This window comes from Desulfocurvus vexinensis DSM 17965, assembly GCF_000519125.1.
GTDB lineage: Bacteria > Desulfobacterota > Desulfovibrionia > Desulfovibrionales > Desulfovibrionaceae > Desulfocurvus > Desulfocurvus vexinensis.
The window spans coordinates 85,607-99,589 of the sequence record NZ_JAEX01000012.1 but is presented as its reverse complement, the minus strand read 5'-3'; the positions used below and the strand labels follow the sequence as shown (position 1 = coordinate 99,589).

Sequence of the window (13,983 nt, the reverse complement as noted above, 5' to 3'; positions counted from 1 at the left end):
GGGAAAAACCCCCTTTTGCCGCCAGAAAAAGGGGGTTTTTCCCCGCCCCCTCTCCCGGCTTCCCGCATCACGACACGACCCGACACGCACCACAGCCACAGGAGACCCGACATGCGATCCGACGAATTGTTTGCCAAGGCCCAGCAGCTCATCCCCGGCGGGGTCAACAGCCCGGTGCGCGCCTGCCGCAGCGTGGGGGTGGACCCGCTGTTCATCGCGAGCGCGGCGGGCGCCCGGCTGCGCACGGTGGACGGCGACGAGCTTGTCGATATGGTCATGAGCTGGGGGCCGATGCTGCTTGGCTACGCGCACCCCGAGGTCACCCGCGCCGCTGCCGAGGCTGCGGCCCGGGGCGCCAGCTTCGGCGCGCCCTGCCCGCAGGAGGTGGCCATGGCCCAGGCGGTGGTGGACGCGGTGCCCGGCGTGGAGATGGTGCGCATGGTCAGCTCGGGCACCGAGGCGACCATGAGCGCCCTGCGTCTGGCGCGCGGCTACACGGGCCGCGATCTGGTGGTCAAGTTCACGGGCTGCTACCACGGCCATGCGGACAGCTTCCTGGCGGCGGCTGGCTCGGGGGTGGCGACCCTGTCCATTCCCGGCACCCCGGGCGTGCCCGCGCAGGTGGTGGCCCACACGCTGCTTGCGCCGTACAACGACCTGGAGGCCGTGCGCGCCCTGTTTGCGCAGCGCGGGGCGGACATCGCGGCGGTGATCGTGGAGCCCGTGGCGGGCAACATGGGGCTGGTGCTTCCGGCGCCGGGCTTCCTGGAGGGCCTGCGCGCGCTGACCCGCGAGCACGGCGCGCTGCTCATCTTCGACGAGGTCATCACCGGCTTCCGGGTGGCCCTGGGCGGCGCGCAGCAGCGCTTCGCCATCACGCCGGACCTGACGACCATGGGCAAGATCATCGGCGGCGGCTACCCCGTGGGCGCCTACGGCGGGCGGCGCGAGATCATGGAGCATGTGGCGCCGTGCGGCGGGGTGTATCAGGCGGGCACGCTGTCGGGCAACCCGGTGGCCATGGCCGCCGGGCTGGCGACCCTGACCCTGCTGGCCCGGGCGGACTACGCGGCCCTGGAGGCGCGCACGGACGCCCTGGTGGCCGAGCTGTCGGGCATCATGACCGAGAAGGGCGTGGCGCATACCATCAACCATATCGCGTCCATCTTCACCCTGTTCTTCGCCGAGGGCCCGGTGACGGATTTCGCCACGGCCAGCGCGGCGGACGCCGGGCGCTACGCGCGCTTCTACGCCCAGATGCGCCGGAGCGGGGTCAACCTCGCGCCCTCGGCCTACGAATGCGCGTTCACGTCCTTTGCGCACACCGAAGAGGACTACGACCGCTACCTGAGCGCCGCCCGCGCGGCGGACCTGTAGGCCGGGCCATGTTCGAGCCCGAAGGCGGCGCGGGGCGCGACCCGCTGCCCCCCGAGCGCCTGGCCACGGCGGTCTACGCGCTGACCCCCGCCGGGGCGCGCCTGGGCCGGGCCCTGGCCCGCGAGCTGGGGGCGGCGCTGTTCGTGACCCGACGCCTGGAGCCGGACTATCCCGGGGCCACGGCCTTCGACGCCCTGGTGCCCTTCGTGGGCACGGTGTTCGCGGCCTACCGGCGCCATGTGTTCGTGGCGGCGGCGGGCATCGTGGTCCGCGCCGTGGCGGCGCATTTGCGCGGCAAGGGGCAGGACCCGGCGGTGGTCGTGCTCGACCAGCGCGGACGCTTCGCCGTGAGCCTGGTGTCCGGGCATCTGGGCGGGGCCAACGCCCTGGCCCGCGAGGTGGCGGCCATCACGGCGGGCACGGCGGTGGTGACCACGGCCACGGACACCGAGGACCTGCCCGCCCTGGACGTGCTGGCCGCCGAGCGCGGGCTGGCCATTGCCAACCTGGGCGCGGTCAAGGCCGTGAACATCGCGCTGCTGGCGGGCGACCCCGTGCAGGTGCTCGACCCGCACGACTGGCTGGGCCTGCGCGCGGCGCCCGGGGGCGAGGAGCCCTGGCCCGGGCATTTCGTGCACCTGCCCGAGCCCGGGGCGTGGCGCCCGGGGCTGCCCGGGGTGCGCGTCACCGAGCGCGTGACCGAGCCCGGGGAGCAGGAGCTGGTACTGCACCCGCCGTGTCTGGCCGTGGGCGTGGGCTGCCGCCGGGGCGTGACGGCGGGCGAGGTCGGGGCCGCCGTGCAGGCGACCCTGGCCGGGGCCGGGCTGTCGCCCCTGGCGGTGCTCGGGCTGGCCAGCATCGGCCTCAAGCGCGACGAGGCCGGGCTGCTGGAGGCCGCCGCGCAGATGGGCAAGGCCATCCTGTTCTATGAAACTGGCGACCTCAAGGACATCCCCGTGCCGAACCCTTCGGCGCGGGTGGAACACGAGACAGGAGTACCCGGCGTATGCGAGGCAGCGGCCATGAAACTGGCGGGAGCGACGGAACTTCTGGTGCACAAGACCAGGTGCGGCAACGTGACGGTGGCCGTCGCCCTGGCCGGGTGACGGTGGTCGGGCTGGGCCCGGGCGACGACACCCACCTCTCCCCCCGGGCCTGGGCGGCGCTGACCCGCGCCCACGCCGTGGTCGGCTACAAGACCTACATCGACCTCGTGCATCCGGCGCTGCTGGAGGGCAAGGAGGTGGTGGTCACTGGCATGCGCCAGGAGCTGGACCGCGTGCGCGCGGCCATCGACCTGGCCCGCCAGGGCCGCGAGGTGGCGGTGGTCTCCGGCGGCGACGCCGGGGTCTACGGCATGGCCGGGCTGGTCTTCGAGATGCTCGAGCAGGCCGGGCTGCTGGACGAGGTGCGCGCCGAGGTGGTGCCGGGCATCCCGGCCCTGGCGGCGGCGGCGGCAGTGCTCGGCGCGCCGCTGACCCACGATTTCGCCGTCATCAGCCTGTCGGACCTGCTCACGCCCTGGGAGCGCATCGAGGCGCGCCTGGACCACGCGGCGGCGGCGGATTTCGTCGTCGTGCTCTACAACCCGCGCTCGCACCGCCGCGACTGGCAGCTGGCCCGGGCCTTGGACATCATCGCCCGCCACCGCGCGCCGCAGACGCCCGTGGGCCTCGTGCGCCAGGCCTGCCGCCCGGGCCAGACGGCCCTGGTGGCGCCGCTGTGCGCGTTCGACCCCGGCGCGGCGGACATGGTCTCCATCGTCATCGTGGGCAACTCGTGCACCCGGGCCCACGGCGGGCGGATGATCACCCCGCGCGGCTACATGGACAAATACGGCCCTGCGGAGGGCGGAGCCGGCGGCTGAGGGGCCGGGCGCGGCGCCGGTTCGCCGGGGCCGGGAGCCCTGCCGCTGGCCCGCATCTTGCTTGTGCGGAGGCGGGCACCCTGCGGACCGGGGGGCGGAAACGAAAAGCGGCGCCGCGCGCCGCGTAGAACCCCTCTTTCCGGCGAGGCTTGCCTTGACACGGCAAGCCACGTACACTAGTGCTCCCACTGTGTGAATACTTTGTCAATCACTTGAGGAGGTGAAACCACGATGAAGAAGTTCGTTTCCATGGGTCTCATGAGTGCCGCCGTCATGTGCTTCGTCGCTCTGCCCGCCGTCAACGCCGCCGACGCTCCCGCCGATGGTCTGAAGATGGCCAAGACCGAGAAGCCCGTGGTGTTCAACCACAGCACGCACAAGGCCGACGACTGCAAGGCGTGCCACCACACCTGGGACGGCGCCGGAGCGATCACTTCCTGCTCCGAGGCTGGCTGCCACGATGTGATGGACAAGAAGGACAAGTCCGTCAACTCGTACTACCTGGCCATGCACAACAAGAAGGCCGCGCATCCGACCTGCGTGTCCTGCCACGCCGACAAGGCTGGCGACGACAAGGAACTGAAGAAGAAGCTGACCGGCTGTAAGGGTTCCGCCTGCCACGCCGAGTAGCAAGGCACCGGGGGGGCCGCGCAAGCGGCCCCCATTGTTCATGGACGCAACCCCGAGAGGTCCGCGATGGTACCGGGCGACGCCGACACGGAAGACATCCTTGAACTGACCGAAATCATCAAGAAGGGCGACCTCGCCGACATGGGCGGGGGCGATGCCGATGACGACATCAGCTTCGAGCAGGAGTTGGAGGAGCTGTTCGCCGACGACAAGGACGGCGGATCCGATGCTCCGGTTTCCGACGGCGACGACCTCGACCTGGACGACCTGGAAAAGGAACTGGACTCCCTGGGCGCCGCACCGGCCCCCGGGCCGCAAGCCGCACCGGGCAAGGGCGGCGGCGCGGACCCGGACGGGCTGGACGACCTGGAGTCCGCCCTCTCGGGGCTGGACGGCGACGACCTGCCGGGTGTGCCCGGCCTGGACGACGAAGAAGACGATGACCTCGACCTCTCCAGCCTGGACGACCTGCTGAACGAGCTCGACGGCGGCGCCAAACCCGCCCCGAAGCCCGCCGCCAAGGCGGCCCAGAAGCCCTCGCCAGCCCCCGAACCCGCAGAAGAGCCCGAGGCGTTGGGCGACCTGGGCGATTTGGGCGATCTTGAATCCCTGGACGGGCTGGACGACCTGGATCAGGCCATCGCCGGGCTGGACGGACTGGACCTGGGCGACGAGGCCCCCGCCTTCGGGCCGGACCCCGAGCCCGAGCCCGCCCCGGAGCCCGAACCCGCTCCCGCCCCGGCCCCCAAGCCCGCCCCGGCGCCCCGGCCCACAGCCCAGGCCCATGGCGCGGGCGCCGAGCCCGTGCCCGCTTCCGGCCGCTTCCTCGAAGGGCCGCCCGCCGTGCTGCCCCAGGACGCCCTGGAAGGCCTGCTCGAACGCACGGACCGCCTCGAAGCCCTGGTGGACAAGGAATTGACCACGCGCCTGGAGGCCCGCTTCCAGGAGCTGGAGCAACGCCTGGCCGCAGCCCCGGCCCCGGAACCGGCCGCCGCCCCCGCCGACGCGCTGCTGGCCGAAATCAAGGCCACCCTGGCCGAAGAGCTGACCCGGGACATCAAGGCCGCCCTCACCGCAGAGCTGACCCAGGAGATCACGGCCACCCTGCGGGCCGAGTTGGAGGCCGACATGGAGCGCCAGGCCGCCGCCGCCGCCGCGCGCATCATCCGCGAGGAGATCGCGGCCCTGCTCAAGGGCTAGCAGCCCCGGCGGACGGCCCGCAGGGGCTGCCCGCACCCGGCCCCGGCGCGCCCGGCCCGCAGCCGCCCCGGCTCACGGGCCCTGCCAGACAACACGTTTTCGCCTTTAGGCTCTTGCGGGCCCCCGGCCTTTCACCGGGGGCCCTTTTCCTGGCCCGCGCGCACTCGACTCCCGCCGGGGGCCATGCTACAAGGCCGGAAAAACGAGGGTGGGCTTCACGGTTCCCTCTCTTTTCCCGCCCGGACGCCCGACTCGGTGGTCTGGGCCGTTTCCCCCCGGGCGGGTTTTTGTTTTCCCCTGAGCGTTCCCGGAGGCCATGGTGGACAAGGACAGCAAGCAGGCCCTACAGGTTGCCAAGGAGATCACGGTCAAGTTCATCGAGACCGGGCGCGTCTCCCCCAGCAATTTTTCCGAAATTTTCCCGGCCATCTACAACGAAGTGCTGCGCACCATCTCCGGCGCGGCCCCGGGCGCCGCGCCCGGCCCGTCCGACGCCGACAACGCCTGAGGCCGCCATGAGCACAGCCGAGCACACCGCCCACGCCGGACGCGTCCGCAGCATGTTCGGACGCATCGCGGGCCGCTACGACTTCCTCAACCATTTCCTGAGCCTGGGGCTGGACATCATCTGGCGCCGCCAGCTGGTGCGCGCCGTGCGGCCCCTGGCCACGCGGCGCTTCCTCGACCTGGCCGCAGGCACCATGGACGTGGCCCTGGAGCTGCGCCGCCAGCATCCGGGCTGCACCGTGCTGGCCCTGGATTTCGCCCTGCCCATGCTCCAGCGCGGCGCGGCCAAGCTCGGCGGGAACCGCTACGCCGTGCAGCCCGTGCAGGCCGACGGCCGGGCCCTGCCCCTGCCCGAGGGCTGCGTGGACGCCGTGACCATCGCCTTCGGCATCCGCAACATCCTGCCCCGCCCGGCGGCCTACGCCGAAATGCTGCGCGTGCTCACCCCGGGCGGGCGGCTGTGCATCCTGGAGTTCGGCTCCGCCAGCCGCCCCATCTGGAAGGGCCTGTACAACCTCTACCTCGACCGCCTGCTGCCCCTGGCGGGCCGGGTGATTTCCGGCGACGCCACGGCCTACCGCTATCTGGCCGACACCATCCGCGCCTTCCCCGACGCCCGGGGCCTGGAAGAAGAACTGCGCGCGGCGGGGTTCGTCAACGTGGCCCACGAGCCGCTCATGGGCGGGGTGGTCAATATCCACGTGGCCGAAAAGCGCCTGCACGCGGGCGACACCTTCGTGGTCGGCGCGGCCGGGGCCAAGGCCCCCGCCGAGGCTGCCGGGGCCGCGCCCCGGCCCGCCCCGGTCGCCGCGCCCGCCGCAGTCGCCGCGTTCGCTACGCCCAAGACGACGCCCGACCCCGACCCGGGGCAGGCCGCCCTGCGCGCCGCCGCCAACGTCGAGGCCGCCCTGAGCGCCCTGGGCACGGCCCGCCAGGGCGCCCCCGCCCCCGGGGGCGCGGCCAAGGCTCCGGCCAAGGCGAAGCCCGAGGCCAAGCCCAAGGCCGACGCCAAGGCTCCGGAAAAGGCCAAGGCTCCGGCCAAGCCCAAGGCGAAGGACACAGCAGCAAAGCCCAAGGCCGCCGCCAAGGCTCCGGCCAAACCCACGGCCAAGGCGAAGGACACCGCGCCCAAGGCTCCGGCCAAACCAAAGCCCAAGGCCAAGCCCAAAACCGACGCCAAGGCTCCGGCCAAGCCCAAGGCCCCCAAGGCTGCGGCGAAGAAGAAGGGATAAGGACAGGCGCCCCGGCCCGGCGGGCTGCGGGGAAATGCTTCTCCGCAGGCCGTGCGGCAAGGCCGAAACGGCATGGCAGGAACCATGCGCCTGACGCAGGAAAGGACATCCGCGAAGGCCCGGGCGCGGCGCAACGGCGCGGCCGGGCAGGGGCAGGCGGCCTGCTAGACGAGCTTGCGGGCCAGGTAGACCAGCGCCAGCCCCAGGACCACGGCGACGGCGCCCATGGCCCGCAGTTCGGCGGGGGTGCGCTCGGAGAGCGCGCGCAACAGTGCGGGCATCCGCGACGCCCCGGCCACGTAGACCAGCCCCTCGAACACGAAGGCCAGCCCCACGGCGCACACGAACAAGGACCAATCGAATTGCATGGGCACGTCCTACCCCGGCCCGGGGCGCGTGTCCAGACCCCGGCGGGGAACGCCCCGCCGGAACCCATCAGGAGACAACCCCGCACATGACGACCTTCGACGAACTTTCCTCGCACGCCAAGCCCGTGGCCGTGGTCGGCCTGGGCTATGTGGGCCTGCCCCTGGCCGTGGCCCTGTCGCGGCATTTTTCCGTCATCGGCTTCGACATCAGCGCCGCCCGGGTGGACGAGCTGCGCGCCGGGCGCGACCGCACCGGCGAGGTCGCCCCCGACGCCCTGGCCGGGGCGCGCATCGACTACAGCTGCGACCCCGCCAGCCTGCGCCGCGCCGGGCTCGTCATCGTGGCCGTGCCCACGCCCATCGACGCCTACCGCAGCCCGGACCTTGGCCCCGTGCGCGGGGCCAGCGCCACCGTGGGCGCCAACCTCGCCCCCGGCACGGTGGTGGCCTACGAGTCCACCGTCTACCCGGGGCTGACCGAAGAGGTCTGCGTGCCCATCCTGGAGGAACGCTCCGGGCTCGCCTGCGGGCGCGACTTCTTCGTGGGCTACTCGCCCGAGCGCATCAACCCCGGCGACAAGGTCCACACCCTGGAGACCATCGTCAAGGTCGTGGCGGGCATGGACGACGCCACCGCCGACCTGCTGTGCGCCGTCTATTCCCGCGTGGTCAAGGCCGGGGTCCACCGCGTGACCAGCATCCGCGTGGCCGAGGCCGCCAAGGTCATCGAGAACACCCAGCGCGACCTGAACATCGCCCTGATGAACGAGCTGGCCCTGATCTTCGACCGCATGGGCATCGACACCCTGGAGGTGCTCGAAGCCGCCGGGACCAAATGGAACTTCCTGCCCTTCCGGCCCGGGCTGGTGGGCGGCCACTGCATCGGCGTGGACCCCTACTACCTGACCTTCAAGGCCGAGGCCATCGGCTTCCACCCCCAGGTCATCCTGGCCGGGCGCGGCACCAACGACGGCATGGCCCGCTTCGTGGCCGAAACCGCCGTCAAGCGCATCATCGCCCGCGAGCGGCTGGTCAAGGGCGCGCGGGTCGGCATCCTGGGCCTGACCTTCAAGGAAAACGTGCCCGACCTGCGCAACACCAAGGTCGTGGACGTGGTCCGCGCGCTGGAGGAATACGGCGTGGCCTGCCTGGTCAACGACCCCATGGCCGACCCCGCCGAGGCCCGCCACGAGTACGGCCTGGAGCTGACGCCCCTGGAGGGCTTCACCGGGCTGGACGCGCTGATCCTGGCCGTGCCCCACGAGGCCTACCGCGCCCTGGACCTGCCCGCCCTGGCGACCATGTTCGCCCCGGGCCGGGCCCCGCTGCTGCTGGACCTCAAGGGCTTCTTCGACCGCCGGGCCGCGCTGGACGCGGGCTTCGACCTCTGGCGGCTGTAGGCGCCGCCATGGACGAGACGCAGCGCGACGCGGCCCCCGCCCCGGTGAACTGCTGGCGGGACTGCTGAACCGGGCTGCGCGAGGTGTCCATGCTCCTCGCGCAGCTGCCCCCCGGCGGGGGGCTCACGGCGGAAACCACGGGCGAGGGCGTGTTCAAGGTGGACGCCATCGCCCGCCACCGGGGCGCGCGCATCGCCGCCCGGCGCGTGCTGCCCTCGGGCCGCGTGCTGCTCACCCTGCGCAAGGACTGACGCCCCTGACCGGCGCCCCGGGAAGGATCGGCCCTCCCGCAAGGCTCCGGGATGCCGGTACCCGCTTTCTGAGGACACACATGCTTGTTCTGGCCCTGGCCACCGCAACCGAACTGTGCGCCGCCCTGCCCGGGGCGCCCCCGGGCCTGGAGCCGGGCGACACGGCCCCCGTGGCCCTGCCCGGGCGCCGGGCCCTGGCCCTGGTCGCGGGGGTCGGGCCCGTGGGCGCGGCCCTGCGCCTGGGGCGGCTGCTGGGCGCCCTGGACCCCGGGGCCGTGGCCGGGGTGCTCAACCTCGGCGTGGCGGGCAGCTTCGACACCGCCGCCCTGCCCCTGGGCGCCGTGGCCGTGGCCGGGCGCGAAACCTGGCCCGAATTCGGCCTGCGCACCCAGGCGGGAGTGGACGCCGCCGCCCTGGGCTTCCCCGTGGGCCGCACGCCCGCCGGGCCCCTGGGCGCGACCCTGGCCCTGGAGCCGGACGCCGCCGCGCGGGCCATGGGCCTGGCCCTGCCCGCCCCCTGGCCCCGGGTCCACGCCCTGACCGTGGCCGCCGCCAGCGCCGACGCCGCCACGGCCAGCGCCCTGCGCGCGGCCCACGGCGCGCAGCTTGAAAGCATGGAAGGCTATGCCCTGGCCCTGGCCTGCCTGGAAGCGGGCCTGCCCTTCCTGGAAGTCCGCACCGTGTCCAACGCCGTGGGCACCCGCCGCGCCGACCGCTGGGACCTGCCCGGGGCCCTGGCCGCCCTGCCCGGGGCCCTGGCCGCCCTGTGCGGGCACCCCGGAGGCACCCCGTGAGCGCCGCCCCCCTGTCCGTGGCCATCTCGCCCTGCCCCAACGACACCTTCATTTTCGCGGCCTGGGTGCTCGGCCTGTCGCCGGGCCCGGGCGTGGACGCGCGCTTCTGCTGGGCCGACGTGCAACAGCTCAACCAGGACGCCGCCGCCGGACGCTTCGACGTGGTCAAGCTCTCCGCAGCCGCCGCCCTGGGCCTTGAGGACCGCTACGAAATCCTGCCCTGCGGCGGGGCCTTCGGCACCGGGGCCGGGCCCAAGCTCGTGGCCCGGCCCGGCGGGCCCGAGGCCCCGCGCACCGTGGCCGTGCCCGGGCTGGACACCACGGCCTTCGCCGTGCTGCGCGCGGCCCTGCCCCGGCCCTTCACGCCCCTGCCCATGCGCTTCGACCTCGTGGCCGGGGCCGTGGCCCGGGGCGAGGCCGACGCCGGGCTGCTGATCCACGAAACCGCCCTGGTGCCCGAGCGCCACGGGCTGGAGTTGCGCCTGGACCTGGGCGCCTGGTGGGCGGCCAGGGCGGGCGGCACGCCGCTGCCCCTGGGCGTCATCGCCGCCCGGCGCAGCCTGCCCGCAGCCCTGCGCCGGGCCGTGGCCGGGGCCATCCGTGCCAGCCTGGCCCTGGCGCGGGCGCGGCGCGAGGCCGTGTGGCCCCTGGTGCGCGCCCTGGCCCGCGAGCTGGACGACGCCACCTTGCAGGCGCACATCGCCGCCTATGTGGACGCCCTGAGCCTGGACATGGGCCCCGCCGGATGCGCGGCCCTGGACGCCCTGCGCGCCCTGGCCCGGCCCGGGGCCGCGGCCGCGCCGTGACCCCCCGCGCCCCGCAGCCGCCCGGAAGCACTTGCCATCCACGCCCAACCATGGATAATGAGCATCACATGAACTCCATCGCCCGCTATCTCCAAGACGAACTGCCGCGCATCAACGCCTTCCTCGACGCCCAGACCGCGCGGCTCGACCCCGTGGTGCGCCCCGCCGCGCAGCATGTGCTGGGCGCCGGGGGCAAGCGCCTGCGCCCGCTGCTGGCCCTGGCCACCGCCCGGGCCCTGGGCTGCGCGGCCGACCCCTACCCCCTGGCCTGCTCCCTGGAGCTGCTGCACTCGGCCACCCTGCTGCACGACGACATCCTCGACGCCGCCGCCATGCGCCGGGGCCGCGCCGCCGCGCACCTGGAATTCGGCCGCACCGGCACCATCCTGGCCGGAGACGTGCTGCTGGCCCTGGCCAACCGCCTGGTGGCCGACTACGACATCCCGCGCCTGAACGCCGTGCTGGCCGAGGCCATCCTGCGCACCGTCACCGGCGAAATCATGGAGATCGCCAGCGTGCGCGACACGGCCATGAGCCAGGAGCGCTACTACGAGATCATCACCGGCAAGACGGCCTACCTGTTCCAGGGCGCCTGCCAGTGCGGGGCCATCCTGGCCGGATGCGGGGAGGCTGCCGAGCAGGCCGCCCACGACTACGGCCTGAACCTGGGCATCGCCTTCCAGCTCGTGGACGACGCCCTGGACTACGTGAGCCCCTTGGAGGTCACGGGCAAACCCTCGGGCGGCGACCTGCGCGAGGGCAAGATGACCCTGCCGCTCATCCTCTACCTGCGCACCCTGCCCCCCGCCGGGCGCCAGGAGCTGGAAGACCGCTTCACCCGGGGCGAGCTGGACGCCGACGCGGCCCGCCAGATCGCCGACCAGGTGGCCACCTCGGGCTGCGCCGAGGCCACGCGCGACGCTGCGCGCGGCTACGCGGCCCTGGCCGCCCAGGCCCTGGAGACCTTCCCCCCGGGCCCGGAGCGTGAGCTTCTGGCCGACATCCTGGATCTCGTGCTGTCCAGGAACAAATAGCATTTCCCGGGAGCAATCATGAGCAGCGGAACGGAACGCCTCCTCGCCTCGGTGCGCCAAGGGCTCGAACAGGTCTTCCCGCCCGTCACGGCGCAGCTCATGCGCGAGCTGGTCAAGCCCCACCCCGATTTCGAAGACATCGCCCGCGTCATCGGGCTGGACCCTGTGCTCTCCGCCGCCGCCCTGACCCTGGTCAACTCGCCCTTCTACTCCCTGTCCCAGAAGGTCACCACCCTGGAGCGGGCCGCCGTGGTCCTGGGCACCAAGGAGATCCTCAAGATCGCCCTGTCCGTGTCCTTCGCGGGCAAGGGCCTGGCTGGCGACAAGAGCGAGGCCAACTTCGCCAACTGGCGCCTGGTGGTCTGGTCGGCCATCGCCGCCGAGCTGCTGGCCGAGCGGCTGTGCCCCGGCGAAGCCGACCTGGCCTACCTGTGCGCCCTGCTCAAGGACCTTTCGCTGCTGCTGGTGGCGCGCACGGCGCCCGACATGCTGCCCTACGGCGGCGACGCCGAGGTGCTGACCTGCCTGCGCCCCGGGCAGATGGACGCCGAAGCCCGCGCCTGGGGCCTGACCCACCCGCAGCTGACCCTGCGCGCCCTGGCCGACTGGGGCGTGCCCGACCTGGGCGGCGGCTGCATCGCCCACCACCACGACACCGAGGCCGTGGACAGCCTGCCGCCCCTGGCCCAGGCCGTGACCCTGGCCACCCAGTGGGCCGAGCTGGCCGCCGGGTGCGACCGCGACCCCATCCTGCTGGTGCAGTTCGAGATGCTGCTGCGCGAGCGCCTGGGCGCCTCCACCGCCGACGTGGAGCAGATGCGCGCGGTGTGCATCCAGAAATACCGCTCCATGCTCGCCATCCTGGACCTGGAGGAGGCCGCCCCGGCGGCGCGGCTCTACGAGCACTCCATCCAGGCCATGCAGAACTACCATTTCCAGACCATGGAGATCACCGCGACCTCGGGGGGCACGCCCTCGGTGGCGCGCATCGTGGGCCGCCACCTGCGCTGGAACTTCGGACTCACGGAGTGGGACCTCGCCCTGCGCGCCCCGCGCGACGACGGCTGGGACCTGCTGCTGGCCAAGGACGGCACCCTGGAGGAAGGCGGCCATGCCGCCCTGGACGAGGGCCTGCCCTGGCGCTTCACCAAGCGCCGCCTGCTGCTGCTGGCCTCGGGCGAGAAGTGGGGCGAGCTGCGCCTGAAGGCCGGGACCCTGGCCAAGGAGGCCGAGCAGGACATGAACCTGTTCCTGCGCTTCCTGTCGCGGGCCTACGAGCAGTACTGCCTGCGCCACGCCGTGCTCGAGGCCAAGGCCGACACCCTGGACGCCCTGCCCGTGGGCGTGGCCCGGCTGGACGAGGACGGGCGCGTGCTGGAGCTCAACCCCGCCCTGTACGCCTTCCTGGGCCAGCCCAAGAACCCCCTGGGCCGCGACGTCATGGAATGCATGGCCCTGCTGGACGTGCCCAGCGTGGACACGGAATGGCGGCTGTTCCTGGGCAACCCCGACCGGCCGACCTTCTCCAAGATCTACTGCTCCGACCCCGGCCAGCCCGGGGCCCCGCCGCGCTGCATGTACTTCTCGGCGCACAAGGAATCCCGCGCCGGGCGCACCTCGGTGCTCTTCCTGGCCGAGGACGTGACCGAGGTCTCGGCCGTGGAGGCCCAGGCCCTCAGGCAGGGCGCGTTCATGGAGCAGCTCGTGGGCTCCATGCAGGACATGGTCATGACCGTGGACGCCGCCGGAACCATCACCTTCGCCAGCCCGCGCTACTCCGACCGCCTCACCGGGCGCAACCTGTTCGCCGTGGCCAAGCCCGTGGGCAGCTTCGCGGGAACCTGGGGCCCGGCCATGCTCGACGACGAGGCCCCCTCGGCGGAGATCATCCTCCAGCTGCGCGACGGCACCTTCAAGTCCCTGGAGCTGATGGTCTCGCGCCTGCGCGGGACCAGGGCCACCAGCCCGGCCTATCTCGTGGTCGGGCGCGACCTGACCTCCGTGCGCCGCCTGGAGGAGCGCCTCAAGCGCCAGGCCCTGTTCGACAGCCTGACCGAGCTGTTCAACCGCTTCCAGTTCCACGCCTTCCTGGAGCGCGAGGCACGCCGTGCCACGCGCACCGGCAGGCCCATGGGCATGGTCTTCTTCGACCTGGACGGCTTCAAGGACATCAACGACACCCGGGGCCACCAGGCGGGCGACGAGGTGCTCAAGGACGTGGCGGCCATCGTCCGCGACACGGTGCGCAAGGGCACGGACCTGCCCTGCCGCTACGGCGGCGACGAGTTCGCCATCATCGCCACCGACTCCAAGCCCGAAGGGCTGCGCGTGCTGGCCCAGCGCCTGCGCGACGCCATCGTGGCGCGCTACGGCCCGGAGCTGGGCGTGAGCCTTGGCCTGGCCACGCTGCTCGACGGCGAGAACCCCGACGACCTGGTGCGCCGCGCCGACCGCGCCTGCTACCGGGCCAAGGCCCGGGGCGGCAACGCCATCGTCGAGGCCGGGGAGCCCTAGCCC

Annotated in this window: 14 protein-coding genes; 13 read left to right on the top strand and 1 reads right to left on the bottom strand. The window is 73.0% G+C overall.

What is annotated here, in order from left to right; all coding sequences use genetic code 11:
• Positions 1–111: 111 nt before the first annotated feature.
• The 7 genes from hemL to G495_RS22205 all read left to right on the top strand — a co-directional run bounded on the left by hemL (position 112) and on the right by G495_RS22205 (position 6,813).
• On the top strand, positions 112–1,377 hold the full coding sequence (gene hemL, locus G495_RS0109940) for a glutamate-1-semialdehyde 2,1-aminomutase (RefSeq protein ID WP_028587690.1): 1,266 nt from the start codon (positions 112–114) through the stop codon (positions 1,375–1,377).
• A gap of 8 nt (positions 1,378–1,385) precedes the next feature.
• On the top strand, positions 1,386–2,483 hold the full coding sequence (locus G495_RS0109935; RefSeq protein ID WP_051445252.1) for a cobalt-precorrin 5A hydrolase: 1,098 nt from the start codon (positions 1,386–1,388) through the stop codon (positions 2,481–2,483).
• Positions 2,480–3,244 carry a precorrin-3B C(17)-methyltransferase gene (cobJ, locus tag G495_RS0109930; RefSeq protein WP_035251653.1) on the top strand — a complete coding sequence of 255 codons (765 nt, stop codon included), beginning with the start codon at positions 2,480–2,482 and terminating at the stop codon, positions 3,242–3,244. Before G495_RS0109935 ends, cobJ begins: the two co-directional genes overlap by 4 nt.
• A gap of 231 nt (positions 3,245–3,475) precedes the next feature.
• A complete protein-coding gene (locus G495_RS0109925; protein ID WP_028587687.1) occupies positions 3,476–3,874 on the top strand; it encodes a cytochrome c3 family protein in 399 nt (132 codons plus the stop codon).
• A gap of 66 nt (positions 3,875–3,940) precedes the next feature.
• A complete protein-coding gene (locus G495_RS22210; protein WP_028587686.1) occupies positions 3,941–5,074 on the top strand; it encodes a hypothetical protein in 1,134 nt (377 codons plus the stop codon).
• A 319-nt stretch (positions 5,075–5,393) separates the two neighbouring features.
• The gene (locus G495_RS0109915) at positions 5,394–5,582 is read left to right on the top strand and encodes a hypothetical protein (RefSeq protein WP_028587685.1); all 189 of its coding nucleotides are present in this window, start codon (positions 5,394–5,396) and stop codon (positions 5,580–5,582) included.
• Between the two features lie 7 nt (positions 5,583–5,589).
• Positions 5,590–6,813 (top strand): ubiquinone/menaquinone biosynthesis methyltransferase, encoded by a 1,224-nt coding sequence (locus tag G495_RS22205; protein WP_211234139.1) that lies wholly within the window; start codon positions 5,590–5,592, stop codon positions 6,811–6,813.
• Positions 6,814–6,977: 164 nt separating this feature from the next.
• Here G495_RS22205 and G495_RS0109905 read toward each other — a convergent pair whose 3' ends face one another.
• Complete coding sequence (locus tag G495_RS0109905) at positions 6,978–7,181, bottom strand: DUF2065 family protein (RefSeq protein WP_028587684.1); 204 nt, start codon at positions 7,179–7,181, stop codon at positions 6,978–6,980.
• An 86-nt stretch (positions 7,182–7,267) separates the two neighbouring features.
• On the opposite strand from G495_RS0109905, the gene G495_RS0109900 reads away from it, so the two are divergent.
• The 6 genes from G495_RS0109900 (at position 7,268) to G495_RS0109875 (ending at position 13,980) form a co-directional block, all read left to right on the top strand.
• Complete coding sequence (locus tag G495_RS0109900) at positions 7,268–8,581, top strand: nucleotide sugar dehydrogenase (RefSeq protein ID WP_028587683.1); 1,314 nt, start codon at positions 7,268–7,270, stop codon at positions 8,579–8,581.
• An 89-nt stretch (positions 8,582–8,670) separates the two neighbouring features.
• Positions 8,671–8,832, top strand: a complete 162-nt coding sequence (locus G495_RS21730) for a hypothetical protein (protein WP_156939666.1) — start codon at positions 8,671–8,673, stop codon at positions 8,830–8,832.
• Between the two features lie 80 nt (positions 8,833–8,912).
• Positions 8,913–9,626: a futalosine hydrolase gene (mqnB, locus tag G495_RS0109890; protein ID WP_035251650.1), complete on the top strand. Its 714-nt coding sequence runs from the start codon at positions 8,913–8,915 to the stop codon at positions 9,624–9,626.
• A complete protein-coding gene (locus G495_RS0109885; RefSeq protein ID WP_028587681.1) occupies positions 9,623–10,432 on the top strand; it encodes a 1,4-dihydroxy-6-naphtoate synthase in 810 nt (269 codons plus the stop codon). The genes mqnB and G495_RS0109885 overlap by 4 nt, the downstream gene beginning before the upstream one ends.
• A gap of 68 nt (positions 10,433–10,500) precedes the next feature.
• Positions 10,501–11,466, top strand: a complete 966-nt coding sequence (locus tag G495_RS0109880) for a polyprenyl synthetase family protein (protein WP_028587680.1) — start codon at positions 10,501–10,503, stop codon at positions 11,464–11,466.
• A gap of 18 nt (positions 11,467–11,484) precedes the next feature.
• On the top strand, positions 11,485–13,980 hold the full coding sequence (locus tag G495_RS0109875) for a diguanylate cyclase (RefSeq protein ID WP_028587679.1): 2,496 nt from the start codon (positions 11,485–11,487) through the stop codon (positions 13,978–13,980).
• Positions 13,981–13,983: the final 3 nt, after the last annotated feature.

Bases quoted from the DNA above. Each gene is read 5' to 3' on its own strand.
- hemL (WP_028587690.1), top strand. From the start codon at position 112: ATGCGATCCGACGAATTGTTTGCCAAGGCCCAGCAGCTCATCCCCGGC.
- G495_RS0109935 (WP_051445252.1), top strand. From the start codon at position 1,386: ATGTTCGAGCCCGAAGGCGGCGCGGGGCGCGACCCGCTGCCCCCCGAG.
- G495_RS0109925 (WP_028587687.1), top strand. From the start codon at position 3,476: ATGAAGAAGTTCGTTTCCATGGGTCTCATGAGTGCCGCCGTCATGTGC.
- G495_RS22210 (WP_028587686.1), top strand. From the start codon at position 3,941: ATGGTACCGGGCGACGCCGACACGGAAGACATCCTTGAACTGACCGAA.
- G495_RS22205 (WP_211234139.1), top strand. From the start codon at position 5,590: ATGAGCACAGCCGAGCACACCGCCCACGCCGGACGCGTCCGCAGCATG.
- G495_RS0109905 (WP_028587684.1), bottom strand. From the start codon at position 7,181: ATGCAATTCGATTGGTCCTTGTTCGTGTGCGCCGTGGGGCTGGCCTTC.
- G495_RS0109900 (WP_028587683.1), top strand. From the start codon at position 7,268: ATGACGACCTTCGACGAACTTTCCTCGCACGCCAAGCCCGTGGCCGTG.
- G495_RS21730 (WP_156939666.1), top strand. From the start codon at position 8,671: ATGCTCCTCGCGCAGCTGCCCCCCGGCGGGGGGCTCACGGCGGAAACC.
- mqnB (WP_035251650.1), top strand. From the start codon at position 8,913: ATGCTTGTTCTGGCCCTGGCCACCGCAACCGAACTGTGCGCCGCCCTG.
- G495_RS0109880 (WP_028587680.1), top strand. From the start codon at position 10,501: ATGAACTCCATCGCCCGCTATCTCCAAGACGAACTGCCGCGCATCAAC.
- G495_RS0109875 (WP_028587679.1), top strand. From the start codon at position 11,485: ATGAGCAGCGGAACGGAACGCCTCCTCGCCTCGGTGCGCCAAGGGCTC.